The sequence below is a fragment of the Cyclobacterium lianum genome, from assembly GCF_900143075.1.
GTDB lineage: Bacteria > Bacteroidota > Bacteroidia > Cytophagales > Cyclobacteriaceae > Cyclobacterium > Cyclobacterium lianum.
The window spans coordinates 64,835-90,343 of the sequence record NZ_FRCY01000016.1; the positions used below are offsets into that span (position 1 = coordinate 64,835).

The 25,509-nt window shown below is 43.9% G+C and carries 24 protein-coding genes and 1 pseudogene; 13 read left to right on the top strand and 12 right to left on the bottom strand.

Annotated elements, in window-relative coordinates; genetic code table 11:
* Positions 1-3: 3 nt before the first annotated feature.
* The 3 genes from BUB19_RS19840 (at position 4) to BUB19_RS19850 (ending at position 3,106) form a co-directional block, all read left to right on the top strand.
* Entirely contained in the window at positions 4-1,293 is a 1,290-nt protein-coding gene (locus BUB19_RS19840) for a D-alanyl-D-alanine carboxypeptidase (protein WP_073097099.1), read from the top strand.
* Positions 1,294-1,301: 8 nt separating this feature from the next.
* The gene (locus BUB19_RS19845) at positions 1,302-2,348 is read left to right on the top strand and encodes a S66 peptidase family protein (protein WP_073097100.1); all 1,047 of its coding nucleotides are present in this window, start codon (positions 1,302-1,304) and stop codon (positions 2,346-2,348) included.
* Between the two features lie 101 nt (positions 2,349-2,449).
* Positions 2,450-3,106: an SGNH/GDSL hydrolase family protein gene (locus BUB19_RS19850; RefSeq protein ID WP_073097102.1), complete on the top strand. Its 657-nt coding sequence runs from the start codon at positions 2,450-2,452 to the stop codon at positions 3,104-3,106.
* Between the two features lie 54 nt (positions 3,107-3,160).
* Here BUB19_RS19850 and BUB19_RS19855 read toward each other — a convergent pair whose 3' ends face one another.
* Both BUB19_RS19855 and BUB19_RS19860 read right to left on the bottom strand, forming a co-directional pair.
* Positions 3,161-3,562 carry a DUF1573 domain-containing protein gene (locus BUB19_RS19855; RefSeq protein WP_073097186.1) on the bottom strand — a complete coding sequence of 134 codons (402 nt, stop codon included), beginning with the start codon at positions 3,560-3,562 and terminating at the stop codon, positions 3,161-3,163.
* Between the two features lie 42 nt (positions 3,563-3,604).
* Positions 3,605-5,029 (bottom strand): ATP-dependent DNA helicase, encoded by a 1,425-nt coding sequence (locus tag BUB19_RS19860; protein ID WP_073097103.1) that lies wholly within the window; start codon positions 5,027-5,029, stop codon positions 3,605-3,607.
* A gap of 22 nt (positions 5,030-5,051) precedes the next feature.
* Here BUB19_RS19860 and BUB19_RS19865 point away from each other — a divergent pair, with 22 nt between their 5' ends.
* The 4 genes from BUB19_RS19865 to coaD all read left to right on the top strand — a co-directional run bounded on the left by BUB19_RS19865 (position 5,052) and on the right by coaD (position 7,504).
* The gene (locus tag BUB19_RS19865; protein WP_073097105.1) at positions 5,052-5,555 is read left to right on the top strand and encodes an NUDIX domain-containing protein; all 504 of its coding nucleotides are present in this window, start codon (positions 5,052-5,054) and stop codon (positions 5,553-5,555) included.
* Between the two features lie 61 nt (positions 5,556-5,616).
* Entirely contained in the window at positions 5,617-6,198 is a 582-nt protein-coding gene (locus BUB19_RS19870) for a hypothetical protein (RefSeq protein ID WP_073097106.1), read from the top strand.
* A 2-nt stretch (positions 6,199-6,200) separates the two neighbouring features.
* Complete coding sequence (locus BUB19_RS19875) at positions 6,201-7,049, top strand: DUF3822 family protein (protein WP_073097107.1); 849 nt, start codon at positions 6,201-6,203, stop codon at positions 7,047-7,049.
* The gene (gene coaD / locus BUB19_RS19880; RefSeq protein WP_073097108.1) at positions 7,049-7,504 is read left to right on the top strand and encodes a pantetheine-phosphate adenylyltransferase; all 456 of its coding nucleotides are present in this window, start codon (positions 7,049-7,051) and stop codon (positions 7,502-7,504) included. The genes BUB19_RS19875 and coaD overlap by 1 nt, the downstream gene beginning before the upstream one ends.
* Here coaD and BUB19_RS19885 read toward each other — a convergent pair.
* Positions 7,492-8,181 carry an NUDIX hydrolase gene (locus tag BUB19_RS19885; RefSeq protein WP_073097110.1) on the bottom strand — a complete coding sequence of 230 codons (690 nt, stop codon included), beginning with the start codon at positions 8,179-8,181 and terminating at the stop codon, positions 7,492-7,494. The two genes, coaD and BUB19_RS19885, sit on opposite strands and share 13 nt — an antisense overlap.
* Positions 8,182-8,264: 83 nt before the next feature.
* Between BUB19_RS19885 and pyrE the strand changes: the two genes are divergently transcribed.
* Complete coding sequence (gene pyrE, locus BUB19_RS19890) at positions 8,265-8,909, top strand: orotate phosphoribosyltransferase (RefSeq protein ID WP_073097111.1); 645 nt, start codon at positions 8,265-8,267, stop codon at positions 8,907-8,909.
* Between the two features lie 84 nt (positions 8,910-8,993).
* Here the strand turns inward: pyrE and BUB19_RS19895 are convergent, their stop codons facing one another.
* Both BUB19_RS19895 and BUB19_RS19900 read right to left on the bottom strand, forming a co-directional pair.
* Complete coding sequence (locus BUB19_RS19895; protein ID WP_073097112.1) at positions 8,994-9,806, bottom strand: TIGR02757 family protein; 813 nt, start codon at positions 9,804-9,806, stop codon at positions 8,994-8,996.
* Positions 9,806-10,360 carry a hypothetical protein gene (locus tag BUB19_RS19900; RefSeq protein ID WP_073097114.1) on the bottom strand — a complete coding sequence of 185 codons (555 nt, stop codon included), beginning with the start codon at positions 10,358-10,360 and terminating at the stop codon, positions 9,806-9,808. Before BUB19_RS19900 ends, BUB19_RS19895 begins: the two co-directional genes overlap by 1 nt.
* 151 nt (positions 10,361-10,511) lie before the next feature.
* On the opposite strand from BUB19_RS19900, the gene BUB19_RS19905 reads away from it, so the two are divergent.
* Genes BUB19_RS19905 through BUB19_RS19915 form a run of 3 tightly spaced genes read left to right on the top strand, consistent with a single transcriptional unit; the run spans position 10,512 to position 13,730 of the window.
* Entirely contained in the window at positions 10,512-12,092 is a 1,581-nt protein-coding gene (locus tag BUB19_RS19905; protein WP_073097115.1) for a peptide chain release factor 3, read from the top strand.
* Between the two features lie 20 nt (positions 12,093-12,112).
* Positions 12,113-12,844, top strand: a complete 732-nt coding sequence (locus tag BUB19_RS19910; RefSeq protein ID WP_073097116.1) for an RluA family pseudouridine synthase — start codon at positions 12,113-12,115, stop codon at positions 12,842-12,844.
* A 28-nt stretch (positions 12,845-12,872) separates the two neighbouring features.
* Positions 12,873-13,730 (top strand): TraB/GumN family protein, encoded by an 858-nt coding sequence (locus tag BUB19_RS19915; RefSeq protein ID WP_245802912.1) that lies wholly within the window; start codon positions 12,873-12,875, stop codon positions 13,728-13,730.
* Here BUB19_RS19915 and BUB19_RS19920 read toward each other — a convergent pair.
* On the bottom strand, positions 13,703-14,446 hold the full coding sequence (locus BUB19_RS19920; protein WP_073097118.1) for a TVP38/TMEM64 family protein: 744 nt from the start codon (positions 14,444-14,446) through the stop codon (positions 13,703-13,705). The two genes, BUB19_RS19915 and BUB19_RS19920, sit on opposite strands and share 28 nt — an antisense overlap.
* A 206-nt stretch (positions 14,447-14,652) precedes the next feature.
* Between BUB19_RS19920 and BUB19_RS19925 the strand changes: the two genes are divergently transcribed.
* Positions 14,653-15,798, top strand: a complete 1,146-nt coding sequence (locus BUB19_RS19925) for a cystathionine gamma-synthase (RefSeq protein ID WP_073097119.1) — start codon at positions 14,653-14,655, stop codon at positions 15,796-15,798.
* On the opposite strand, the gene BUB19_RS19930 is transcribed toward BUB19_RS19925, so the two are convergent.
* Both BUB19_RS19930 and BUB19_RS19935 read right to left on the bottom strand, forming a co-directional pair.
* Complete coding sequence (locus BUB19_RS19930; RefSeq protein ID WP_073097120.1) at positions 15,795-16,628, bottom strand: hypothetical protein; 834 nt, start codon at positions 16,626-16,628, stop codon at positions 15,795-15,797. The genes BUB19_RS19925 and BUB19_RS19930 overlap by 4 nt on opposite strands.
* 2 nt (positions 16,629-16,630) lie before the next feature.
* Complete coding sequence (locus BUB19_RS19935; protein WP_073097121.1) at positions 16,631-17,593, bottom strand: Smr/MutS family protein; 963 nt, start codon at positions 17,591-17,593, stop codon at positions 16,631-16,633.
* 1,024 nt (positions 17,594-18,617) lie between these two features.
* On the opposite strand from BUB19_RS19935, the gene BUB19_RS19945 reads away from it, so the two are divergent.
* Positions 18,618-20,573, top strand: coding sequence for a 7TM diverse intracellular signaling domain-containing protein (locus BUB19_RS19945; protein WP_073097124.1), 1,956 nt, complete (start codon positions 18,618-18,620; stop codon positions 20,571-20,573).
* Between the two features lie 25 nt (positions 20,574-20,598).
* Here BUB19_RS19945 and BUB19_RS19950 read toward each other — a convergent pair whose 3' ends face one another.
* From BUB19_RS19950 to BUB19_RS19965, 4 genes and pseudogenes are all read right to left on the bottom strand, one after another.
* The gene (locus BUB19_RS19950; RefSeq protein ID WP_073097125.1) at positions 20,599-21,093 is read right to left on the bottom strand and encodes a glycoside hydrolase family 97 C-terminal domain-containing protein; all 495 of its coding nucleotides are present in this window, start codon (positions 21,091-21,093) and stop codon (positions 20,599-20,601) included.
* 150 nt (positions 21,094-21,243) lie between these two features.
* Positions 21,244-21,915, bottom strand: a pseudogene (locus tag BUB19_RS19955) (glycoside hydrolase 43 family protein); the annotation flags it as partial.
* Between the two features lie 157 nt (positions 21,916-22,072).
* Entirely contained in the window at positions 22,073-23,221 is a 1,149-nt protein-coding gene (locus tag BUB19_RS19960; protein ID WP_073097127.1) for an endo-1,4-beta-xylanase, read from the bottom strand.
* A gap of 151 nt (positions 23,222-23,372) precedes the next feature.
* Complete coding sequence (locus BUB19_RS19965) at positions 23,373-25,499, bottom strand: endo-1,4-beta-xylanase (protein WP_073097128.1); 2,127 nt, start codon at positions 25,497-25,499, stop codon at positions 23,373-23,375.
* Between the last annotated feature and the right edge of the window lie 10 nt (positions 25,500-25,509).

The following is a 25,509-nucleotide window of genomic DNA, read 5'->3' on the forward strand; positions in this document are numbered from 1 at the left end:
TTTATGCACAAAAAAATCTTTCTACCTCTCTTCTTTTTTTGTAGCATACACTTTGCCAGCTATGCCCAGGATACCAGATCAATCGTCATTGGGCTAAACGATTACCTGGGGGAGGGCTCATTCTTTGACAACCACCTCACCGGATTTATGCTCTACGACCTGGACAGTCAGCAGATACGATACGATAAAAACGGTCACATCTATTTCGTACCTGCATCCACCACCAAACTGTTTACCTTCTTTGGTTCTCTAATGGTCCTGGGCGATAGCACTAATTTTCTGCGTTTTGTACCTGAGGGCAATAATGTTACGATCTGGGGGACGGGTGACCCCTCCTGGAAGTACCCTTCGCTGCCAAGCCCTGAAATAAAAAGCTTTCTTTCCGACTACGACACGGTGTATTATTCTTCCAGCAACTGGAAGGACGAAGCTTTCGGCTATGGGTGGCAATGGGACGATTACTACTATTCCTATTCTCCTGAAAAGTCACCACTACCCCTTTTTGGTAATTTGGCCAATGCCAGAAATGTCAACAACCGGCCGGTAATCAGCCCTTCATTATTTCAGGTTGAGGCGACCGACAAACCAATGAAGAACGTGCAGCGGGATTGGCGAAGCAACAGGTTTTTCTATAATCCCAGAACCTACAATGGCAGGGACATCAGAGTGCCCTTTATCATTTCAGAGGAGCTTTTTGCCAAAATGGCCAGCCAGGACTGGAAAATTCCTGTGGTCCTGTCTGACAAAAAGTTGCCCCCGGACCACTATATCCTGAAAGGCATCCCAACCAAAGCCCTGTATCGGGAGATGTTGCTTGAGAGCGACAACTTCATTGCGGAACAGCTACTGCTTCAAATCGGAGACGAAGTACATAGAGAGCTGAATAGCGAAAAAGCAATCGAATACATTAAGGACACCTATCTGTACGATCTGCCCGACGATCCACAGTGGGTGGATGGGTCAGGGTTGTCCAGGCACAACCTGTTTACACCCAGAACTATGGTGGCACTGGCTGAAAAAATATACCGGCTTTTTCCCGATGATGAGCTTTTTTCCATGCTTCCTACCGGCGGCAGAACCGGCACCCTCAAATACAACTACCAGGCCCCGGTACCTTATGTGATGGCCAAAACCGGTACCATCAGCAATCACCACAGTATGGTAGGGTATCTGAAGACCAAAAAGAACAAAATATATGCCTTTGCTTTTATGAACAACAATTATCCCTACAAAGCTTCCGTGGTCCGTAATCAAATGGAAAAAGTATTGCTTTATATCCGGGATAATTTCTAAATTCTGCCATGGAAAAAAGAGAATTTATCAAATCACTGGGGCTGGGCCTGGGCCTGATGCCCTTGTCTGGCCTTGCAAAAACCACTGAAAAGCAACCAAGTCAGGACAGGCTCTTGCCCAAAAAACTTCAACCCGGCGACCAGGTAGGCCTTGTCAGTCCCTCCGCAGCCACCGCAGATATCATGGAATTTACATTCGCCAGAGAAGCCCTGGAAGCTCTGGGATTGAAAGTGGAGCAAGGGAAATACCTGAAAGAGCGGAGGGGACATCTGGCTGGTACTGACGCGGAGAGAGCTGCCGATATAAACGAAATGTTTGGAAATAAAAGAATCAAGGCTATTGTCTGTATCCGGGGTGGCTCAGGTGCAGCCCGGATACTTCCACTTTTGGATTATGAGCTTATCAGAAAAAATCCAAAACCTATCATGGGCTACAGCGATATCACAGCCTTGCACAATGCCATCAATGCCCAGACGGGCCTGATCACCTTTCATGGCCCTAACGGATCGGGAAGCTGGAACAATTTTAACGCCAACCAATTCCGTTCGGTATTCTTTGGCACAGGCGAAACCATTACCTATAAAAATGAATCTGAGGAAACCGAGGATCTGGTAAACAAGAAAAACAGAATCAGGACCATTTATCCGGGCAAGGCCGAAGGTAGCCTGGTGGGTGGAAACCTCACAGTACTTACTGCATTGGCTGGATCTCCCTATCTCCCCGATTTCAGAGGCAAGCTCTTGTTTTTAGAGGATATCGGTGAAGAACCCTACAGGATAGACCGCATGATGAGCACATTGATGCTCATGGGTGTATTTCGTCAGATAAGCGGATTTGTATTTGGTCAATGCACGGATTGCGATCCGGGAGGAGGATATGGCAACCTTACCCTGGACCAGATATTTGACGATTACCTGCTACCCCATAAGATCCCGGCGTTCAGGGGGGCCATGATCGGACACATTCCCAGCCAGTTTCTGCTGCCTTTTGGTGCCAAAATGGCCATGGATGCCAATCGTGGAATCCTGGAAACCAGAGAAGCTCTTTTTCAGTAACATGCGCCGGCAATGCTGAAATGTAGAAATAATGATCGGGTGGGTTCAATATACCATATCTCTCCTATCGATTTACATTTCCGTACCAAAATCTGAATACTATGGCTGACCAACATTCGGACAACCCTGCTGTAAACCGCTCAAAAGACTACCGCTACCTGGCCTTGGGCGACAGCTACACTGTGGGCGAAGGTGTACCGCAGGAGGATTCCTTTCCCTACCAGACCGGCCATCTTTTGGAAAAAGCAGGTGTTCCCATTACGAACATTGACATTATCGCCCGGACAGGATGGACCAGCGGCGAACTTTTACAGGAGATACGGCAAAGAAATCTTTCACCCGGAGCCTTTGAACTGTTAAGCCTCCTGATCGGAGTGAACAATCAGTATCGGGGTCTTTCATTGGAACAATTTGAAACGGAGCTAAAACAATTGATAGAAACAAGCCTGGATCTGACCAATAGAGGCAGGGCCGGTATGGTGTTGATCTCCATACCAGATTGGGGAGTTACCCCATTTGCGGATTCGGGAACGAGAGAAAAAGCAAGTATTTCCCGGGAAATAGATGCCTACAATCAAATTGTAAAAAAACTAGCCGCAGATTTCCAGATCCCTTACCTGGATATTACAGACCGGTACAGGGCCATTGGAGGGAAGCCTGTCAATCTGGCCCCCGATAAGCTACATCCCAGCGGACAAATCTACGCCGCCTGGGCCGACCTATTGAGCAAGGTGTTTCAGAAGGCAGTCAAAACATAAAAAAACCTGCCCGGTTGAGTTCCAGAGCAGGTTTAGTATTTTTTTTATGTTAACCTATCGGCCTCCCTTAGGAAGTACATTAGAGATCATAGATACTTTTTCTATGGGTTCGCTGGCATTGGAATAAATCCTGACCACGCTGTTCTGTTTGCCCATTTTACCGGCCGAATTAAAGGATACCTTGATTTCTCCTTTTTTTCCAGGTGCGATGGGCTCCCTTGGCCAGCTCGGCACGGTACACCCGCAGGTAGCAGCCACATTGGAAATAATTAGGGGTGCATTGCCAGTGTTTTCAAATTTAAACACATTTTCCACCTTGTCTCCCTGCGTGATATCACCAAAATCCTTGGAGGACTCCTCGAAGGTAATTACAGGACCATCTGCTGCTTTTTCCTGCGCCACTGCCAATACCGAACTAAGCGTCAGTATCAATCCGAAAATCAATAATTTTTTCATGGGTATCCTATTCATTTGTTTAAAACTTTGTTTCAATAAGCATTAAATAAAAAAACTGGGATGAAAGTTCACCATAAACAGTTCTTCTTTTGCACGTGTCATTGCGGTATACAACCATCTAACATAATTCTTGTCAATCTGTCCCTCCTTTAAATATCCCTGATCGACAAATACGGCATCCCACTGTCCGCCCTGTGACTTGTGACAGGTCAAGGTATAGGCATATTTGACCTGAAGGGCATTCAAATAGGGGTCGTTTTTCAAAGCTTCCCTGATTTTGGTCTTGCTGTTTAGATCCTGGTAATCTTCACTTACTTTTTCATACAAGTCTTTCCACTGTTCCTGAGAAAGCGCAGGCAAATTGGAGTGCAGGGTATCCAGGATCACCCTGGCTTCAAAAGGCAGCTCATCAGGATAGTCGATCAGCCTCAATTCAAGTGTAGCAAACCTCAGGCCATAAATTTCTTCAAATGAACGAATTTTAAGGATTTCGACAAAGTCTCCATTGGCCAAAAAACTCACTTTCCCCGATTCCTCCATGTAGGTATAATTATTCTTTACGATCATCAGGCGATCTCCCGCACTCAATTCGTCCTCATGATAAAAGATTGCATTCCTGATATACCGGTTGTATTGTACGGCAAGCTTGTTGGAGCGCGTAATGATCATGGTATTGTCCAGTCCAAATTTATCGTAGGCATACCTCAATCCATCTTCAAGTCTTTCGCCGGTCATCCGGTAAAAATCCGTATAGCCTTTTGATTTAAATGTTATTTTCGGGGATTTTGCTGTCACCTGCTCTCTTAATGTGGTGGCATTGGTCAGAATTCCGGAATCCAGTTGCTGCCGGGTAACCACTTTCAACACTGCTTCCTGCACTTCAAGCTTAAAATTTCTTGTCAGGTAATCCTTGTCTAAAGCCGGGCTGTCCTCACTTCCTACAGGGGGCAATTGGGCCATATCTCCGATGAGCATCAATCTGTTTTCGGGGTTTTGAAAAACAAAATGGATCAGATCTGCCAGCAGTGATTTACCAGAGGACCGGTCATCGGAAAGCATCGAAGCTTCATCAACAATAAAAACAGATTTGTGGTAATAGTTTTTTTGGACTTCAAATCCATACAAGCCGTCAGCGACTTTTTCCTGAGGGCGGTATATGATTTTATGTATGGTGAATCCCGTTTTTTCTGCATACGCACTCATGACTTTGGCTGCCCTTCCTGTGGGGGCCAGCATTACAGGCCTGAGTCCATATTCAGGCAAAATACGGACCAGAGCTGCCAGAGCCGTGGTTTTGCCTGTGCCTGCAAAACCCTTCAAAATAAAAGCAGCGGCCGATGCTACCTTTACCCTTAAAAAATCATCCATGGCTTCAAAAAAAACCTGCTGATCCACAGTAGGCTTGTGGGGGAAGATTTTCCTGAGCTTTTCAGAAGGCTTCGAAACGGCTTGACTATCTTTACGCATCTTATGCGAAACTAAACCGAAAATGGCGAACATAAAAAAGGACATCACAGATAATTTCGGAAACCGCCTGCGTGCCCGGGTTAATGGTATTTTGGTCCGTGATGAAAAAATACTGATGATCAAACACCGGATGGGAGAGAATGCATCGTTCTGGAATGTACCTGGTGGCGGAATGAAATTTGGGCAAAATGCAACTAAAAACCTGCAAAGAGAGTTTCTTGAAGAAACCGGGCTGGACGTTGAAGTAAAAGAATATTTATTTGTACACGAGTTTCTATCCCCTCCGCTTCATGCCATAGAATTGTTTTTTGAGGTATCCCAAACAGGTGGAACATTGACCATGGGCACTGATCCGGAATTGGGGGACAAGCAGCAGTTGATCGAAGACATCCGATTCCTTAGCCTGGATGAAATAAAATCCATCCCGCCCCAGCAAAAACATGCCCTCTTCAGCAGAATTAATTCTCTCAAAGACGTAAGAATATGGAAAGGATATTTTAATTTTGAAAATAATTGCATAAAATAGCGTTCTAAAACAAACCATCAATTCTTTATATTCATTAAATTAAGCCTTAAAAATATTTAAAATGACGTTGAGTAAGATATTATCGATCGTATTTCTGCTGGGTGCTCTGGGCCTTGGATACAGGTTATATTTGGGAGTAGATGAGGTTGTGGAAGAGGAAAAAATGCTGGCACGAACCGAAGAAAGGATCATCGAAAAGCTTGAGATGCTGAGAGATGCCCAGATTGCCTACCAGGCCACCAATGGAGAATATGCCTCCAACTGGAATGACTTAAAGGAATTTATTCAGGACGGTCGCATTTACATTGTGCAGCGAACGGAGACCACTGAGCTTTTGGAATACGGTAAAGAGGAGACCACCGTCACCATAGATACGCTCGGATCTGTGAATGTACAGGATTCCCTTTTCAACGAAACCAAATATCCGGAATTCAATCTGGATCTGCTCAATGTAGTACCAGGCTCAGGTGGCAAAACGTTTGAGTTCTTTGCAGATAAAATTGAGCGGAGTAACAGGGAAATTGCTGTGTTTGAGATCAGAGATCCGGCGCCCATTAATCCTGAGCGCAGAAGAAACAACAATGAGAAGGCGTTGAGGGTAGGATCCAGAACGGATTCCTCTACCTCAGGAAACTGGGAGTAAGCTTGGCAGAAGCAACCAATCATATCCAGAGTAGATTCAATAGCGATAGATTTGATGTGCAGGACATATCAAATCTATCGCTTTTCTTATATGAAAACCTATTGACGGTAATTGCGCATTGTCAGTCAGATCAGTCCATTGCAGCGGCAAACATCTATTCCCTGCATGAAGGACAGGATCTCGAAAAAATTTTGGACCACGATGAGCTGATTAACGCATCAAATACCTCTGGCAGGCTCTACCTCCATCACCAAAGATTTACGCTCGTTCCCGGGATCTTATTCAACCCAGCCCACAGTGCCCTTTACCTTAACTTTGCGACCGAAGTAAACCCGGAACGAGATGAGGTGGTCTATACCGGAATAGCCAATAACAGCATACAGATACTCGGCGCAGCAGACAAGGCGCTCCTGAATTTGTTCGATGCCAGATTGCCGGAAATGGAAACTTCTCACGGAGCGGCGCATGTGCTGGACTACTTTCTTCACCAAAACAAGGATTTGCTCAATCAGGAGATCTTTGTGCACACCGCTCCAAATTGTATGTATGTAGCTGGTTTTAAAGATAGCGAACTGATGTTATTCAACAGGTTCATAATCCATGAAGAGCAGGCCCTCCTGCGCTACCTGTTTACCGTGCTTCAGCAGTTGGCCTTTGACCAGTCCCATTGCAAAATAAGCATTCTGGGAAATCTGGACTGGATCCATTCCTCTGAGGAAAATCTTCTGAAATATTTTAAAAATATCCGGCAAATCAGCCCGACACAAAACATCGGGTATCAAAAAGGTGCCGAAAATTTAAGAAACACCCAACTTTTAGAAGCCTTCTGGCTTCAGCAACCAGCGGTCTGATGAAAAAAATAGCACTTTTCCCGGGTTCTTTTGACCCCTATACCAATGGCCACCATGACATCGTCTTAAGAGGCCTGAACCTGTTTGACGAAATCATCATCGGTATCGGCCACAACACCAGCAAAAAAAACAGGTATTTTGACATTGACATGATGGTGGATAAGATCAAATCCATCTATACCGACCAGCCAGGTGTGAAAGTACTGGTCTATGATGAGCTTACGTCCTCCCTCGCCAAGAGCCATCAGGCCAGGTACCTGCTGCGTGGCCTCAGAAATACGACAGACTTTGAATACGAAAATACCATTAGCCAAATGAATCGTTACCTGAACGAGGAGTTGGAAACGGTATTTTTGATCACTTCTCCCGAATACGCAGCCATCAGCTCGACGATAATCCGTGAAGTACACCGGTACGGGGGTAATGTAGATAAATTTCTTCCTTACAGCGTCTGATGCAAAGCCGGATGGAGGTTTAAAAAACGCTTGTACAAATAACGCATGGATGGATAGGAATTGATCAGGGCTATCTTTGCCTCCTGATGACTCATCCATTTGATATCGAAAATACCCTCTTCAGTTTGAGGCTTCATTTTTGCATCATTCAGACAATGCATACTGTACCAATATGTTTTCTTCAGAATACTCTTTCTGTTCTGTGTGTACGTGTGCCAGGTTTTACAGATCGGTGCTTTGATTTTGACCTGAATATTGCATTCTTCTTCTACCTCACGGAGGGCACAGCTTGATGGGGACTCTTTTTTTTCAAACTTCCCCTTGGGCAGATCCCATTTACCCAGCCGGTAAATAAACAATATTTTGTCTTCCTTAGTCACCAAACCACCGGCTGCTTTAATGATCATAAACCTGCTTTTAATAAATTTCTTCAATTCCTTCTTCTCATCGGTCACAAGCGTAATGCTGTCCAGGTTCTTCAATTTCCTGGTACGCAGGAGATAAAGCAGGCGCACAATGATGTCTTTGGATGGATTTTTTATCAGCACATCGTCATGAAAATCAGCCGTAGCCGGCAGTTCGGAGGGATTGTCATAGATACATTCAAATGATTTCTTTGGCAAAAAATCCAGAGATGACACCAAATCCAAAGGCTTGTCATTGATGAATATTTTCATAAGCAAGGCTTGTTTTTCCAAAAATGCATTTTTTTTTCAGGCCCTACAACCATCAGTAAACATTAATTGGCTAATTTTATACCATGGAAATTTATGAACCAAACACTGCTTCCCTCATTTCCAAAAAACTCCTGGAAATCAATGCTATCAAGCTTTCTCCAAAAATCCCCTTCACCTGGGCATCCGGATGGAAATCTCCGATATACTGCGACAACAGGTTGTCTCTCTCCTATCCTAACGTACGGAAGCTCATCCTGGAAAAACTGGTAAAAGCCATCCAAACTCATTTTTTGAACATAGAAGCCGTAGCGGGAGTAGCTACCGCCGGCATTCCACAGGGAGTCCTTATCGCAGACAGGCTGGATGTTCCATTTGTATACGTGCGATCTAAGGCCAAAGGGCACGGCATGGAAAACATGATAGAAGGAAAGGTCAGCAAAGACCAGAAAGTGGTGGTCGTCGAAGATCTGGTGTCTACCGGGGGAAGCTCTCTGAAAGCTGTAAACGACTTAAAAAAAGCGGGATTTAATGTTCTGGGAATGGTTGCCATTTTTACCTATGGATTTGAACTGGCAAAAGAAAATTTCTCCAGGGAAGGGGTCAAGTTGATTTGTCTGAGCGATTACGCCGCTATGCTGCCTCAGGCTTTGGCTAAAGGATTCATTTCAGCTGATGACATGGAAGCGTTGAAAGCCTGGAGAAATAGCCCCGACACCTGGAAGCCATAATCAACGGACCTCCCGGCAAGAGATCAGCTATCGCCTTCCGGCGTAATCCAATATATAAGCAGAGATAAGCCGGCCTACAGGTGATCAATGGTCGGGGTAATTTTCCGGATAAAAGGTGTTTGCTTTTTGATCTGTTTTTTCCATCAATCCCAGGCCAAACAGTGCGAAATCATATTTTACAGGATCAGTAGCATCCATGGCCCGGAGGTTTTCTGTGAGTTCCATGGCTGTCTGCCAGTCGGTAGGCTTTCTGCGGATCAAGCCAAGCCTGCGTGCAACCCGATCCACATGCAAATCACATGGACATACCAGTTGAGCAGGTGAAATGGTATCCCAAATGCCAAAGTCAACTCCCATATTGTCCTTCCTCACCATCCACCTCAAAAACATGTTGATCCTTTTGCATGCTGCCTTTCTGCCGGGCGTGGCCACGTGCTTTCTTGTTCTCTGTGGCGCATGAGGCAGGTCGAAAAAGAATTGGTGGAAGTTGATAAGCAAGCTCTCCATTACATTCTGCCCGGAAGTCCAGCCCAGCGTAAATGCCGCTTCCAGACTATCGTGCTTTCGGTAAAACCTGGAAAGGAAATCAATGAAATATAGGGTATCTATATCGTTAAAAGTACGGTGCCTGAAATGAACAAAAGGCTTCAGGTCATCTTCAGAATGATGCAGCATAAACTCATAGGGACTATTGTCCATCATTCCCATGAGCTCCCGGCACTTGTTGATGATCGTCTTGCGTTGACCCCATGCCAGTATCGCGGCAAAAAAGCCGGCGATTTCGATATCCTGCTTGCGGCTGTACTGATGGGGGATGGAAATGGGATCTTCTGCAATAAAATCGGGCCGGTTAAAGGCCAGCACCTTCTCTTCCAAAAAATCCTTCAGTGCTCCCATCAGGCAATGGCGACTTTCATTTCACCACCCTGGGTACCGTCAAACCACTTTAAACACAAAAATTCTTCTTGTTTATCAGAAACATGCCAGTCAAAACACCTGATATTGGCCAATTTGGTCAGTTTATCTGCATCCGGCTGATACAGGCAGATGTCGAAGTCAGGGATCTGTGCCAGATCAGTAGTGTTCCACTTTTCCAGCAACCAACCCTCTTTGAGCACGTTGACCCGTTTGCCAAAAACATGTTCTTCAATGACGGAGGGTATACCATCTTTTCTTCTGAAATGATAGCACTCGGGACCAAAAATAATTTGCTTGTAAAGCTTTCCCTCGATGAGGTCTGACTCCTCAGATAGTTGCTTCCAAATAATTTTGCTTTCCTGTTTGGGAGCAGATTTACTGAATTTTGCCAGGAAGCTGGAAATACCGGAAAATAAATACGTCACACCAATGAACAGCAAGCCAAAAGTGGCAAGGACAGGGTAAGTCAATACAAAAATGGCGTTCCAGATAAATTTGAAAAACCGGTGAAAGAAGTTTTCGATTGTGCCCATTGCGTGCTGAATACAAAGCCAAAAGTAAACGAAATTGGCCAACAAACAAAATTGCCAACTCACTGAGCAAAAATTTCAGTACCAGAGTTTTAAATTTGAACAATCTCATGGGTTTTTCCGTACCTTTGCAGGCTGAAAATACCATAGTGCCATGAATATTACTCAAGAGATTGCCAAAAGGAAAACTTTTGGTATCATCGCCCACCCCGATGCCGGTAAAACCACCCTGACAGAAAAAATGCTGCTCTTTGGCGGAGCCATCAAAACAGCGGGGGCTGTGAAGTCAAACAAGATCGATACCGCCACCAAATCTGACTGGATGGAAATTGAAAAACAACGGGGCATCTCCGTGGCAACCTCGGTAATGGGCTTTGAATACAAAGGGCAGAAAATCAACCTGCTGGATACTCCGGGTCACCAGGATTTCGCAGAGGATACTTACCGGACCCTCACCGCAGTAGATTCTGTCATTATGGTCATTGATTGTGTCAAAGGTGTGGAGATACAGACCGAAAAATTGATGGAGGTATGCCGTATGAGGAAAACGCCCGTCATTTGTTTTATCAACAAATTGGATAGAGAGGGACAAGATCCCTATGACCTGCTGGACGAGGTGGAGCAGAAACTTAATATTCAGGTGAGACCGCTTTCATGGCCCATCTCAATGGGAAAATCCTTTAAAGGAGTTTACAATCTTTACGACAGGCAATTGAACCTGTTTACCCCCAGTCAACGCAAGGTCAGCGACGACAGGATTACGATAGAAGACCTCAATTCCGGCCAATTGGATGAAATGATCGGCAAAAACCTCGCAGATCAACTGAGGGAAGATGTGGACCTGATAGAAGGGGTTTATCCCGATTTTGATCCGGCCGATTATCTGGAGGGAAAGGTGGCGCCTGTATTTTTTGGTTCGGCTGTCAATAATTTTGGGGTGAAGGAAATGCTCGATACCTTTATTCAAATCGCTCCGGGTCCCAAGAGCCGATTGACCGAAGAAAGGGAAGTCAAGCCGGAAGAGGATAAGTTCTCTGGATTTATTTTTAAAATTCACGCAAACATGGATCCCAAACACCGCAACCGGATTGCATTTCTGAGAATTTGCTCAGGACGGTTTGAGCGAAATAAGCCCTACAATCATGTGAAGGGGCCCAAAGCACTGCGTTTTTCTAATGTCACTTCCTTTATGGCGCAGGACAAAGAGATCATCGAAGAAGCTTTCCCGGGAGACATCGTAGGTTTGTATGACACCGGAAACCTTAAAATCGGAGATAGCATTACCGATGGTGAAGATCTGCAGTTTAAGGGCATACCCAGTTTTTCTCCGGAGATATTCCGGGAGGTGGTCAATAAGGATGCGATGAAAACCAAACAGCTAGAGAAAGGTTTGCAGCAATTGATGGAGGAAGGTGTGGCCCAATTGTTTACCTTTGAAATCGGATCCCGGAAAGTCGTGGGCACCGTGGGGCAATTGCAGTTTGAAGTGATTCAGTTCAGGCTGAAAAACGAATACAATGCCACCGCAGACTTTGTACCCATGAACTTGTTCAAGGCCTGCTGGATTAAAAGCAGGGACAAGAAGAAACTGGATGAGTTTGTCCGCTCCAAGCAGCGCCATATTGCCCGGGATAAGGATGGCAAACTTGTGTTTATGGCCGAAAGTAAAGCCTGGTTACAAATGGTGCAGGAAAATTTCCCGGACATTGAATTTCACTACACATCAGAACTTTAATTTATTAGCTTACCTGCCAAATGAAAAAGCCGTTTAACGTTATTTTCGAAGACAATCACCTCCTGGTGGTCAACAAGTCAGCAGGTATACTGGTGCAGGGAGATAAAACCGGCGACAAAACGCTCACCGATTATTGTAAGGACTATATTGCCCACAAATACCAGAAGCCGGGAGCGGTGTTTCTGCACCCGGTACACCGGTTAGACAGACCGGTAAGCGGTATCGTCGTATTTGCAAGGACTTCCAAAGCATTGGAGCGGATGACGGCCCTGTTTAGGAAACGAGATATCCACAAGGTATACTGGGCCATCGTCAAAAAAAAACCCAGGGAAGAAATGGCCAAGCTTACCCATTGGCTCGTAAAAGATAACGATAAGAATGTCTCCAAAGCATTCGAAAGAGAAGTGGCCGATTCCAAAAAATCAGAAACAAATTATAAACGGATGGGCAAACTGAATGACCACTGGCTACTGGAACTGCGACCTGTGACGGGCCGACCCCACCAGTTGAGGGTGCAATTAGCCGCGATGGGCTGTCCTATCAGAGGAGATGTCAAATATGGTTTTTCCAAAGCCAACCCAGATCTCAGCATCAACCTTCATGCCTTCCATTTGGTGTTCAATCATCCGGTAAAGAAGGAAAAACTTTTTCTGAGGGCTGCTCTGCCGGAGGACCAATTTTGGGAACAGTTTTTGGAGTTTGAAAATGTCAAAACAAGTGATCGCCATCTGGACAACACATTTAGCGGGTAGATTACTTAAGCGAGTTGATAGGATTGATATGCTGAGAAAATCGTTTTTTATTTTTGCTCTTCTGCTAATGGCTATTTTCCCGGTATGTGGACAGGAAAAAGGCGTTTTTTGGAAAATATCAGGCAACGGACTTCCTTCCAGCTCCTACCTCTTTGGCACCATCCACCTCATTTGTGAGCAGGATTTTGCGATGAGCGGGCAGGTGATCGAAAAACTGGCTGAATCCAAGGCATTGGTTTTGGAAATAGACATGGACGACCCTGCTCTGCGGATGGCACTGATGTCAAATATTTATAATGAAGACGGACAGAAAATTACAGATTATCTCTCGGAAGAGGAGTATCAGGAAATCAAATCATTTCTGAAAGAGCGAACCGGAATGGACATGGATATGCTCAAAACCATGCGACCGATGGTCCTGATGTCATTGATATATCCCAATTTACTGGAATGTGACACCAGGGCATTCGAAAATGAGCTGATGGCTCTGGCTAAGTCAGAGGATATTGAAATCGTAGGCCTGGAGTCTGTTGAGGACCAACTTTCACTATTTGACCTGATCCCACTGGAGGAACAATACCGGAGTTTTTACACCTATGCAGACAATCTGGAAAAAGGAAAAGAGGAATTCAGAAAATTAATCGCCTCGTACAGAGAAGAGGACATCAGTGCCCTTCTGGACCTGGTCTCGGAAAGTCCGGAGTACAGAGATTATAAGGATGTATTGCTCGACCAGAGAAACCAGAACTGGATAGATCCCATGGAATCCTTGATGAAAAGCGGATCCATGTTTTTTGCTGTCGGTGCAGGGCATCTTGCCGGAGATACGGGCCTGATCCAGCTTCTAAAAAGGGAAGGTTATTCGGTAGAGCGTCTGTATCTTTGAGCTTCATCTCCGGCGGATTTGGGCACAAAAAAATGATAGATACCCCATAGGCTGAGCAGGAGAAGAATACCGATTACCGCGTATTGCCAGGATGCTGTTTTGGCGGCTACTGCTTGCTGAATATCTCCCGCCAAAGCTCCGGTAAAAAACGCCAATAGTGTCCTGGGCAGCATCCCCAGCAAGCCAAACCAAAGTACCCGTTTGAGACCGGTATCCAGAAGGGCAAATACCAGGTTGGATATGGCAAAGGGTATCACCGGACTTATACGCACAAAAAATATCAACCAGCCCATATCTTCCCTTCTCTTGTCTATCATTCGTTTTGCTTTTGGATAGGGCTTGAGTAACCATTCCAGGCTGTTTCTATCCATAAATCGTCCGGACTGATAGCCAATCGCGCTGCCCAGCGTATACGCCAAAACCAGAAGTGGAAATGCCGCCCAGCCAAAAACAAACCCACTGACTACCGAAAAAAAGGTAGTGGGAATCAGGGCAAAACCCATCAGCATAGCCCCAAGCAGGCAGTAGACCGCGGCCCATTCAAGATTCATTATTGAGGGTATACTCTGACTGGCCCAATTGCTGTACAACCACTGAACCAGAAATAAAACACCCAGGGAAGGTACTATAGCCGCCCAGAGAATTGCTGCCAGTACCAGGGGGTTTCTGCGATAGATAACAGAAAAATGCTTGAAAATAGGCGGTTTTTTACTCATCTTTGGGCAAAGCTATAAAAAATACCAACTTTAATGGAATCAAACCGGATAGAGGTAGCGTCTACCCTTCCTTTATACCTATGGTTTGAGGTTTATTATCGACAAATGAGATCAATCCGGGTAACATCATATTCAGAAACACATGATAAAGATGATTAAAATCCGCATAGATTTCACCTGACCTATAAAGAGACAAGCTTAAACATATGAAATTTGGAACCAAAGCGATCCACGCCGGAATCAAGCCAGATCCGGGAACAGGAGCCATCATGACTCCTATTTTTCAAACCTCCACCTACGTGCAGAAGTCACCGGGAGATCACAAAGGTTTTGAATATTCAAGAACGCAAAATCCCACAAGGCAGGTTTTGGAAAAAAACCTCGCCGCTCTGGAAAACGGAAATCATGGTTTGTGCTTTGCCTCTGGTATGGCCGCCATAGACTGCATCATCAAACTCCTCCAACCGGGAGATGAAGTCATCAGCACCAACGATCTGTATGGTGGCAGCTACCGTATCTTTACCAGGATCTTTTCAAAGTATGGCATCAGGTTTCATTTTGTCAATATGGAGGACACTGCGGCAGTAGAGGCGCTGATCAATGAAAACACCAAACTGATATGGGCGGAGACGCCAACCAATCCCATGATGAACATTATCGACATTAGGGCTTTGGGCAAAATTTCCAAGCGCCATGGTATATTGCTGGGAGTGGACAATACTTTTGCCACGCCATTTCTCCAAAATCCACTCGATGATGGTGCGGATCTGGTCATGCACTCCGTTACCAAATACCTGGCCGGCCACTCTGATGTGGTGATGGGAGCCATAGTGGTCAAAGACGAAAAGCTGGCCGCAGAGCTGGCATTTATTCAGAATTCCTGCGGTGCCGTTCCCGGGCCTCAGGATTGCTTTTTGGTGCTGAGAGGTATCAAAACATTGCACCTGCGAATGGAGCGACACAGCCAAAATGGCAAAACCATTGCTGCCTACCTGAAAAATCATCCGAAGGTAGAAAAGGTGTATTGGCCCGGATTTGAGGACCATCCTAATCATGCTGTTGCCAGAAGGCAAATGCGGGATTTTGGAGGAATGATTTCATTTACGTTGACAGGAAACAGCCTGGAGGATGCCAGAAAAGTTCTGGAAACCTTCCGGATTTTCGTCCTGGCTGAATCATTGGGAGGGGTAGAATCCCTCTGTGGGCATCCGGCCAGCATGACCCACGCCAGCATTCCCAGGGAAGAAAGGGAAAAAGTAGGGCTTTCTGATTCCCTTATCAGGTTGAGTGTGGGCATAGAAGACGCCGATGACCTCAAAAAGGATATCTCCAGGGCATTGGAGGCCATTTAATGTAGCATTTTTACAAAAAGTCGCCTGCATCGGTCGGCGATTATTTGCGTCTGGCCTTTGTGGGATTGTTGCAGCTTTGTGATTACCGGTTGGAATTTTTTACTCACTTTCTCTTTTTTGGCCAGGTAGTTTCCCAAATGCTGCAGCAATAGCTGGTTTCTATGCCAGGCTGCCATCTTATTTTCCAGTCCCATGACCTGCTCATGCACCTGCGGCGTAAAAATGGTATTTAAACCTATATTCAACCGGATTTTTTCCAAAAAAATGACCTTTTTGATACCCTTGTAAATGTCATGAATGGACTGGGGATCCAGTTTCGTTTTGGAATCAAAATAGAAATATTCCAACTCCTCGTTGATGATTTGCGTAATGGCGGTGTTTACCGTCAGGATCGACAGGCCTCTGGACTGTCTGTACACCTCCTGATACAAATTTTCCCAATCCTGTGGTGAAATGGAAAGGATGATTTCATACACATGGGTATAGATGCTCTTTTTGTCTGCTGCAATGGCTTTTCCGTATTCTGAAAACAGACTTTTTTCGTGCCCAAAGTAGGAATCATACCCCTCCTTGATCATTTTGATATGTTGTACCTTGCGGAGCTGTTTGTACAATTCTTTAAAAGGGCGGAATGAAAGGATTAGCTGTTCTTTCTCACCAAACCTGGCCCGGTCCAGGACGAGTAAAAATAACCGCAGGAAAAAAAGCTGATCTTCGAGTTGCAATGCTTTTCCGGACCTGATTTTTTTTGATATCTCCCCATAAATTTTCTTTCCGGCAGCATAGTACCGGTCAAAAACCTGCATGATCTGAGGTGAGGTCGATTCCATGGCTATTCATGAATTTTTACTGTAGTAGCACCGTAACCAAAATTTGTCTTTTGGCTGTCCTTAAAATACTTAATGCCATTGACCTGACTCAAAAACCGGTGGATTTCCTTTCTGAGCACGCCATTACCGATGCCATGGATAAAGGTGATCTCGTCCATACCTGATGTCATCGCATCGTTCAACATCTTCTGAAAAACCTCCATTTGCAATTGCAGCTTTTCGCTATTGCTCATCAGATCATGTTCCCGACTTAATTTTTCTATATGAAGGTCCACCGAAGCCGGCGGCCGTTTTGGCTGCACATGCGGGAAAGCATCTTTCGCCACCGGGTTCAACGCTTCATTGAGCTTTTTGACATCCAATGCCTTTTCACGCAGATCCAGCTGAAAGAAATAAGATTCCTTGCCGATCAGCGGCGCCTTCCCCTTATGTTTGAAAAACTGGGTCGCCTTGAATTTAACCTTTCGCTCCATTGCGGCTTGCGGTGCATCAAATTTTTTATTGAGGGGAATCAACAGGAACTTCAAGGCTGGCCACTGCTCAAAATCCTGCAGCGTTCTTTCACTGATTTTTCTAAAGGATTCAGCTTGCAGAACCCCTGCTTCCAGGTTTTTTACCTTTTCGCCGGATAGCTCATCCACCGCAAACAAACAAGGCTTCTGGCTATGGTTGATCAATACCAGGTCATGAAGCTGATCATTGTACGGGACATAGGCGAGAAAAATACCTTCAGTGCTGGCGGCGGGGAGCGTTTTTTGCACAGGCGGCTCAAAGGCGTTTGTCTCCACGCCGGGCCGGTCAAAATACTCCTTTTCGGCCGCATCAATCACGACTACCTCTGATTTTAGCGCCGGAATCCGGAAACCATCTTCAATCTCTATTTCCACCTGACCGCCGGCAGAAAGCCTTGTGATGATTCCTTCTTCCCTTCCATGCAGTAACCGTACTTTATCTCCAATGTTCATAAACCAAATTTACCAAATTGAAAGGGGAAATCCGGAATTTGCGGTCGCCCGTTTTGATTTTAAATTCCTGAAGCACTCAAAATTAAAAGTTCCTGCCTTTTTGTGGGTAGTCCGTCCACTGTCGGCATTGCTTTCATAGTAAGTCTTTAGCGCATACGATTATAGCGGGTTGTTGTGGCCAGCTTTATTGTCCCGAACCTCTATGACATATACGGCATTCCCCTCCTTCCTTTTTTTGCTGACCGATAACAGTTGAAAACCTTTGGCTATTGACGCCAATTTAGATGCCTCCGACAATATCCAGGCCACTTCCTCTCTTTATCCTGCTTATGCGTTAAGTTTTAATTTCAGTAAATATTCATTGGTCTTTTGACTTTAAAGTCAATTGTAGCAATTTCTTTGCTGTTTTCCAATTGCGTTTAGTTGCTTTTCCTTTCAGCTTATTTTCTAAAAAACTATTGGTGATTTGATTTACAGCTCAAAAGACTCCGCTGATCGATAACCTTTGCCGTAAATAGCAAAACTGACCTCGCCAACTATACCTCATGTATGGCTCCAATGGGACTGCATCTTCTCTGCAATTTGTTTGAATAGCGAGGCTGGTAATACGCCATTGGCAAAAAGTATCCTGGCCGGGGAGGCTATTGAAAGGCTCGTTTGTACACCAAAATATCTACATATCTATTTGGATGCTGGCAGGTTTGACTTATTCGCACCGGCGCCGAAGACAATGTACCCCTTCCACCTGCCAATGGAAACCTGGAAAAACGGGCAGCGTCCGAACAATAAAGAGACTGTCTCCAGTCGATTATTTTTTTCGAAGAAAATTTTTGGACAATCCAAAAATAACTCCGTCATGATTTGGCTGGTATTTTGTATCTTCATAGTTATATGTTTCAGAGGCGTTTGGTCGGTTTAAGCAAGCTGATTTACATAAGAAAAACTTACTATTTTGCTTACAAGGGTACTTTTATCCTAACTTAATAACATTGCAAGGCCACCTTATCCATATAAAGAATTGAGCATGATAAAATTTCTATCAAAGATATATTTTACGTCTGCAGCAAATCTACACATCAAAAATCGGCTGTTAATTCAGCTTCTTTTGCTGCTATTTATTGTATCACCACCTGAATTATACTCACAAGCATCAAACAATAATTTTGTAGAATTGAAAGATGACATGTCCGAACTACGGGTAACAACTATGTTTGATTACTTTTTAGATTCTTCTTCTCAATATTCTATCCAGGATATATCAGGAGATAATTTTCAAGATCAATTTAACAATGTGTCGGATCCCCACGTAGTATACGGCAATCTTGAGTCGACTATCTGGATGCGCATTACCATTCAAAATAATCAAACTGTCTACAAACATTCGTGGTATCTTGAATCATGGGGTTTTGACATCAGGAACATCACCTTTTACCTACCTACACCAAACGGAAACTATGAATCGTCAAGTGCAGGTTTCGAACTGCCGTTTGAGCAAAGAAATATAAAGCATAAAAACTTCAACTATTTCTTAGACCTGCGGCCATCTGAAACGAAGACATATTACGTAAAAGTCAGAAGAAATTATAATCAGGAATTCATTTTCTATCTTAGAACCAATGAGAAGTTTATTGAACATTCTTTAAATGAATATTTATTATTAGGTATCTACTACGGCGTTCTATTTATAATTTTAATATTTAATTTTTATTTGTTTTTCAAAATAAAAGATACCTTATATTTATATTTTCCATGCCTGATCTTATCCTGTATTTGGTTTTCGCTGGGTAGAGATGGTCTGGGATTTCAATACTTTTGGCCAGACTATCCGTGGATTAACAAATTAAGCAATGAAAACTTTATCGAGCTTTCTATTATCTTGTCCACACTATTGTTTTCAGACCGGTATGTACAGAAATATACAAAAAGTAAAAGATTATGGACTTTTACTTACCTTGCAATATTTTTAAAATTACTCCTTTTCATAGTTCATGCATATCTCTATCAATTACATTATATCAGTTACATATTAATTACAATTATAATTTTATTAATTCCACTCTCCTTAGGTTTGTATGCATTACTCAAGGTTAAAATTTATTCCTGGTCCTATATTTTTGCCTATGCGTGTTTATTTCTCGTCATTGTCTACTCCTACTCAAAAAGTATACAACTGTTCGACAGCCCGGTTTTAAATTGGTATTTTGTATACCCTGTAATATTTTTAGAAGTGATTTTATTCTCATTTTCAATTTTCAACCAGATCAAATTCCTCCAGAATCAATATATCAGCGCAAGCAAAGAAACCACCCTGGCACTTGAAAAGAACAATCAGCTAACCAACGAACTCAACTCGAAACTAAAGGAAAAAGTAAGGGCAAGAACCGAAAAGATAGAAAAAATGGCATCTGACCTCGCCCAAAAGAATATAGAACTGCAAACAACCAATTTAAAATTGATGGAGCTCAATTCACAAGTCACCCAAATGAATAACTACCTTCAGGAAAATAATGAGAAACTTAAGTCAAGTGTAGAAGAGGTGACCAAGGATCTGGCACTGATGAAAGGGCTTGGATTCGAAGATTTTAAAAATGTATTTCCAGATAAGGATACCTGTTTCAGATTTCTCTCCGAATTAAAATGGAAGGATAAATACCATTGCAAAAAATGTGGCTATAATAAATACATAGAAGGTCCTAATCATGGCAGAAGATGTAGAAATTGCAACTACTACGAGTCCCCAACGGTAGATACACTCTTCCATAAGCTCAAATTCCCTATCGAAAAGGCGTTTTACATCTTATACCTTTCCAATCGAAAGGATGTTGATCTCACATTAAATGAGCTATCTGAAATACTTGAATTAAGAAGAGAAACCTGCTGGGCCTTTAAAAATAAAATCATGCAAGCGATGGAAAAAGTCGGGCACAATAGAGACCTCAGCGGCTGGGAAACACTTGCATTGGTTCATTTGGAATTTTAACTTAACAGGGCTCAGTGATTGGTAATCACAATTCCCGTTTGGGCTGAATCACAACAGTACAATCTCCGTTTTCTGCAATTTTTGTCTGATTTAGGGCTGGTTGTTTACTTTCATCGTCGTTGTAAACTGTGATATTCCTGCATGCCAGCATTGGGAGTGTTAGTTGGATTTGCTTTGGGGTTTCTTCGGCATTGACACCGGCTATATACCAGGCATCTCCGTTTCTACGGGCAATTACACTGTATTTTCCCGGAAAGCCATCGATATGGACCGTCTCGTCCCAGGTTGTGGGAAGTTTTCTCAAAAAATCCAATTCGAAACCAGGCACATCATACAGGTTATTTGGGGCCAATCCAAACATTTGAATTGGATTCTGGAAAAGAACACCGGTGGCAAGTTGGAAAATATCTGTCGTCAAGCGTTCCTGACGGCGTTCATTTCCACGATTTAAAAATTTATTCAGCAGCACTCCTCCGAATTCCATACTTCCTACTGAATTTCGGATATATGGATGCTTCATTTATTTGTCTCCGATATCGGTTTGTTAGATAAAACCAGTGAACCGCCGTAGTTTATTCTCTTCCATTAATCCAGTCTCAACTTGATGTCAAATCGATGATTACATTTATTGTATATAAAATTATTAACTTATCGGAGTTAAACATAAAGTAGGGCAGGGTATATTAAAAAGGTAAAAATAGCCATTTACCATGAAGAGCTGTGAACCCTCTGCTGGTAAGCCAACATTCTCTCCCGCAGGGGCAGTTGCATTTTCAATCAATACCCGTTTCGTCCCTGATTTAACCCCCGAAAGGTCTGCTTCCAACTCTACCATCATAAGCTTTCCCGCTCCCCAGATCAAGTAGATTTTGTCATCTTCAAAAACGATGGTATGGTCATGCATGGATGGTGAAAATGCACTTTCTGTCCAGGGACCGTTCTCTATATCTTTGGTGGTATAAATATGGGTTTTTCCGGTAGTTGCGGAAAACGTTGACACATAGTATGTGCCCCGATGGAAGCGCAGACTACTTGCCCAGGAGCCTTTTCCGTAGCTGTTTTTATCATTGGAGAGGGTCAGGTTGTCGTTTGCAGATAGTACATCGTATGCGTAATTCACAATTTCCCAGTTTACCAGGTCTTTTGATTTCATTATCGGAAGCCCTGGTGCCATATGCATCGTGGTGCTGCTCATATAATAGGTATCCCCCACCCTAATCATGGACATATCCGGTACGTCCGCATGGATAACTGGGTTAATCGCATTTTGGCCAAAAATCGAGTGGCCAAACAAGATGATGAACAAAAATGCAAAGGATACAGGTAAGGAATGCTGGTTCATTTTGACCTAGATTGTAAAGTCTCCCTATTCAATAGTACGAATAGGAAGACTTGCTGGGTTTACACCGTTGGTCGCGCCAGGCATATGGTATTAGGTAAAACCTGCCTGCTTATCTCAACCCGGCAGGTTGGATGGATTACGAAATAGGAAATTCAGATCAATACCTGGCTGCCAATTCAATGATGTCCCTAACCACACTTTTCGGAGTATTGTCCCGGTTAAACAGCAGCGGGTAATCTGTCCTCCCCCTTACAGGCCAACCGTTTTTCCAGGAATCTCCGTCATTGATCCCCCAGAATGTAACTCTTGATATTTTGTCATGATGATCCAGGAACAACTTAAAAAAAGACAAATAGCGTTCATCAAATTGATTCTGCACATTTTCAGGCAGTCCTTCTGTATACGGATTGAGGCTTTGCTGATAATCTACATTTGTAGAAATTTCTGCGCCCATATTCCTTCTCGGTGAAGGCAGTACACTTATATCCAACTCGGTGATCATGACAGTCACGCCAAGTTCAGCATAGGCCAAAATACTCTTCTCAAACTCCTCAATTTCAGGATGTTCCAGGCCCAGATGGCCCTGCATTCCGATCCCGTCAACCCTGATGCCCTGATCCTGCAGGTTTTTGACCATTTTCACCACCCCTGCTCTTTTGCCCTCATTGGCCATAGAGTAGTCGTTGTAATACAAGGCAGCTTCCGGGTCCGCCTCGTGTGCAAACTGGAAGGCAAGCTTTACAAAATCCTCCCCCAATATTTCGTAGAATTTACTCTTTCTCCAGGAGCCATCATCCAGAATTGCTTCATTGACCACATCCCAGCCTTTGACCTTGCCTTTGTACCTACCCACCAGGGTATGGATATGGTCTTTCATTCTCTGTGTGAGCACTTCAGCACTGACATCATCACCGTTGCTATCGGTAAAGAACCACCTTGGGGCTTGCGAATGCCAGATCAGGGTGTGGCCTATGATGTGCATATCATTGGCTTCTCCAAACTCGATAAACTTATCTGCGGTCTCAAAATTAAATTCACCTTCTCTTGGCTGAATCAAACCACTTTTCATGTTGTTTTCAGCAACGATCGAGTTGAAATGTGATTTCAGCACATCTATAGAGGGCTGGTTTTGGTTGTTGATATGCCTGCTACTCATGGCTGCACCTATGTGAAACTTGCCTTCGAAGGCAGCTTTCAAACTCGATTCATCTCTTAAATACTGAGATTTGATTGAAAATCCCAATCCCACTATAGACCCGGCTATCAGAATTAAGAGGATTATATTTTTTTTACTATTTTCTATCATAATAAATTTTCTAAATGTTGGCGGAAACTATCCCAATAGTACATTTTTTGAAACCTATATCGCATGGTTCCTGTACCTAAAATAAGAATTAAATATCCCTAAGATTTATCATAATGTGCTATTTTTTAAATCTGAATTTAAACATCGCCAATTACAATCCCTTCAGTCCTTCAGCAAATCCCACATAAGCAGGTTTTCTGTTTAGATTGGAGTCCCATAGGCCCTGGCCCCAGGAAGTATTGGTCTGACTATCCATTACCCCCCAGACTGTCACTCCATACCTTTGGGAGGCAGGCACTTTCTCCCGGTAAGTGTCCAGCACATATTGGTACATATCAGCCTGCTGGTTCATAATTTCCTCAGTTACTTGTGTTGTGTTGATCCGTACTTCAAGTTCCGTCACTTTAATCTTCTTCCCGGTAGCGGCCAGGAGTTCAAACATTTGGGCGATATTTTCTTTACTGGTAAAAATTTCTATATTCAATTGGGCACCTATACCGTCAATTTTAGCCCCGTTATCTTCCAAATATTCTACATACTGAATCAATCCGCGACACTTATCCAGGTTAGAAGCCAGATTATTGTCGCTAATGAATAACAAATCGCTTGGATTTCCATATTCTTCGGCCAGGTGAAATGCCTTAAGTGCATAATCTTTGCCCAGGTAATCCTGCCAGTAGAACTCTCCATTGGCCAATGATCTACCTACACCGGTCTTCAATTCATTGGGATTATTGTCATCCATAGGCTGGGACACCACATCCCATGCATTTACATAAGGTGCCGAATATTCGACCATTCCGGAAACCCACTTTTCCAATTGTTCTTCCACAATAGCTGTCTTTTCCTCAGGTAGTCTATCCACTACCGTAGTGGTTCCACCCACCAATGTCGCACTACTAAGAACAACATCATCTATATAGACGGTCCCTTCAAACTCGCCATAACTGATGATAAATCGATTACGGTCATCCGCAGTGATGGTAGTTGATAAATTAACAAGTCTCCACTCTGTAGTGACTGGGACCATCCCGAAGCCATTGGAAGAGAAGTCAGGACTCTGCATTTCAGGCCTTATAATTCCTTCGGCATCCCCTTTCACCCAAAAGCTTAAATTATAGGTTTCACCATTATTCAAGGGACTGCCTAACTCATAAATAGACTGCGCAGCCCAGAAATTAGCCAAAGAAGGGTTAGTTACAGTAAAAGCTCTGCCACTGTTACCAACTCCTTCACCATCTTCTGTCACACCTCTGGTAGAACCATTGCCCCAACCTCCCCAGGCAACACCATTTTCAAAGTCGCCATTGCTGATAAGGTTATTGATAATTGGTTCACCGTCTAAATCGTAAACGTACAGGTTATTAATATCAATATTGTAGGTCACCCCTGGCGCATAGCCCAGGTCAAAATTGATTTTAAACGCCTCCCCTTCAAAATCGTTCACCGTAAACCTGATTTCTCTCCAGGATAGGTTTGTTGCGAAGGTTTCAGTTTCGGTTCCGGTCTGCATCCAATCTTTAAGTGGTTCATTATCCACCAAACCCTCAAATGAAATGCTGCCTTCACCTGGCACGTCAGACTTAATGTAAATCAGTATTTCATATTCCTTTCCAGGAGTGACCGGGATGTCCGGCGAAGTCAATCTCAAATCTGCGGGATCAGAGGCATTTGAGCTGGAAGTCATTTTGATAGCAGATTCAGCTCCTCCCATTCCTTCCTGCTCGGCAATAGTCACACTGCCGCCTCCTGCCGAATAGGTCCAACCGTCCAAATCACCATTTTTCAATGAACTCACATCCAAAGAATTGGCGAAAGGAGGTGAATTGACGATCAGGGGTGCCAACAAGCCATTCAAATACGTTGCATTCTGGTTCTGATTCCACAATATTGTACGCCCATAGATCCCCATTTCTGATTGCTCCGCTGCTTCGTACAAGTCCAATAAATTGGCAAGGGCCAGGTCTCCATCCGATTGAACAACCGATCCGTGGGTCATTGCCGTATTTAAAGTAATTTCATCGAAATTACTTTTCAACAGCCTGTACATTACCCCTTTATTCAGGATGTCTGCGGTAGACCCGGAGGCTCCTAACTTAAAGCCAGGGCTGTTCTCAAGGCTGATGTAACTTTTCAAGGAATCGTAAGCGTTGATCTCTTGTTGCCTGGCTATGCTTTCGGGTTCTTCCACCTGGAACTCCAAAGGATCAAAATCTGCACAGGAAGTTCCTGCCATCGCCAGTGCGGTAAACATTCCCAAAATTGATTTATAATTCATCTGTTAATTT

Coding starts and splice junctions, on each gene's coding strand:
- BUB19_RS19895 (WP_073097112.1), bottom strand. CDS start 9,806: ATGGGAGCACTGAAGGATTTTTTGGAAGAGAAGGTGCTGGCCTTTAAC.
- BUB19_RS19950 (WP_073097125.1), bottom strand. CDS start 21,093: ATGAAGCATCCATATATCCGAAATTCAGTAGGAAGTATGGAATTCGGA.
- BUB19_RS19925 (WP_073097119.1), top strand. CDS start 14,653: ATGAAATTTGGAACCAAAGCGATCCACGCCGGAATCAAGCCAGATCCG.
- BUB19_RS19845 (WP_073097100.1), top strand. CDS start 1,302: ATGGAAAAAAGAGAATTTATCAAATCACTGGGGCTGGGCCTGGGCCTG.
- BUB19_RS19965 (WP_073097128.1), bottom strand. CDS start 25,499: ATGAATTATAAATCAATTTTGGGAATGTTTACCGCACTGGCGATGGCA.
- BUB19_RS19960 (WP_073097127.1), bottom strand. CDS start 23,221: ATGATAGAAAATAGTAAAAAAAATATAATCCTCTTAATTCTGATAGCC.
- BUB19_RS19905 (WP_073097115.1), top strand. CDS start 10,512: ATGAATATTACTCAAGAGATTGCCAAAAGGAAAACTTTTGGTATCATC.
- BUB19_RS19900 (WP_073097114.1), bottom strand. CDS start 10,360: ATGGGCACAATCGAAAACTTCTTTCACCGGTTTTTCAAATTTATCTGG.
- pyrE (WP_073097111.1), top strand. CDS start 8,265: ATGGAAATTTATGAACCAAACACTGCTTCCCTCATTTCCAAAAAACTC.
- BUB19_RS19915 (WP_245802912.1), top strand. CDS start 12,873: ATGCTGAGAAAATCGTTTTTTATTTTTGCTCTTCTGCTAATGGCTATT.
- BUB19_RS19910 (WP_073097116.1), top strand. CDS start 12,113: ATGAAAAAGCCGTTTAACGTTATTTTCGAAGACAATCACCTCCTGGTG.
- BUB19_RS19840 (WP_073097099.1), top strand. CDS start 4: ATGCACAAAAAAATCTTTCTACCTCTCTTCTTTTTTTGTAGCATACAC.
- BUB19_RS19945 (WP_073097124.1), top strand. CDS start 18,618: ATGATAAAATTTCTATCAAAGATATATTTTACGTCTGCAGCAAATCTA.
- BUB19_RS19930 (WP_073097120.1), bottom strand. CDS start 16,628: ATGGAATCGACCTCACCTCAGATCATGCAGGTTTTTGACCGGTACTAT.
- coaD (WP_073097108.1), top strand. CDS start 7,049: ATGAAAAAAATAGCACTTTTCCCGGGTTCTTTTGACCCCTATACCAAT.
- BUB19_RS19865 (WP_073097105.1), top strand. CDS start 5,052: ATGGCGAACATAAAAAAGGACATCACAGATAATTTCGGAAACCGCCTG.
- BUB19_RS19920 (WP_073097118.1), bottom strand. CDS start 14,446: ATGAGTAAAAAACCGCCTATTTTCAAGCATTTTTCTGTTATCTATCGC.
- BUB19_RS19935 (WP_073097121.1), bottom strand. CDS start 17,593: ATGAACATTGGAGATAAAGTACGGTTACTGCATGGAAGGGAAGAAGGA.
- BUB19_RS19850 (WP_073097102.1), top strand. CDS start 2,450: ATGGCTGACCAACATTCGGACAACCCTGCTGTAAACCGCTCAAAAGAC.
- BUB19_RS19885 (WP_073097110.1), bottom strand. CDS start 8,181: ATGAAAATATTCATCAATGACAAGCCTTTGGATTTGGTGTCATCTCTG.
- BUB19_RS19860 (WP_073097103.1), bottom strand. CDS start 5,029: ATGCGTAAAGATAGTCAAGCCGTTTCGAAGCCTTCTGAAAAGCTCAGG.
- BUB19_RS19855 (WP_073097186.1), bottom strand. CDS start 3,562: ATGAAAAAATTATTGATTTTCGGATTGATACTGACGCTTAGTTCGGTA.
- BUB19_RS19870 (WP_073097106.1), top strand. CDS start 5,617: ATGACGTTGAGTAAGATATTATCGATCGTATTTCTGCTGGGTGCTCTG.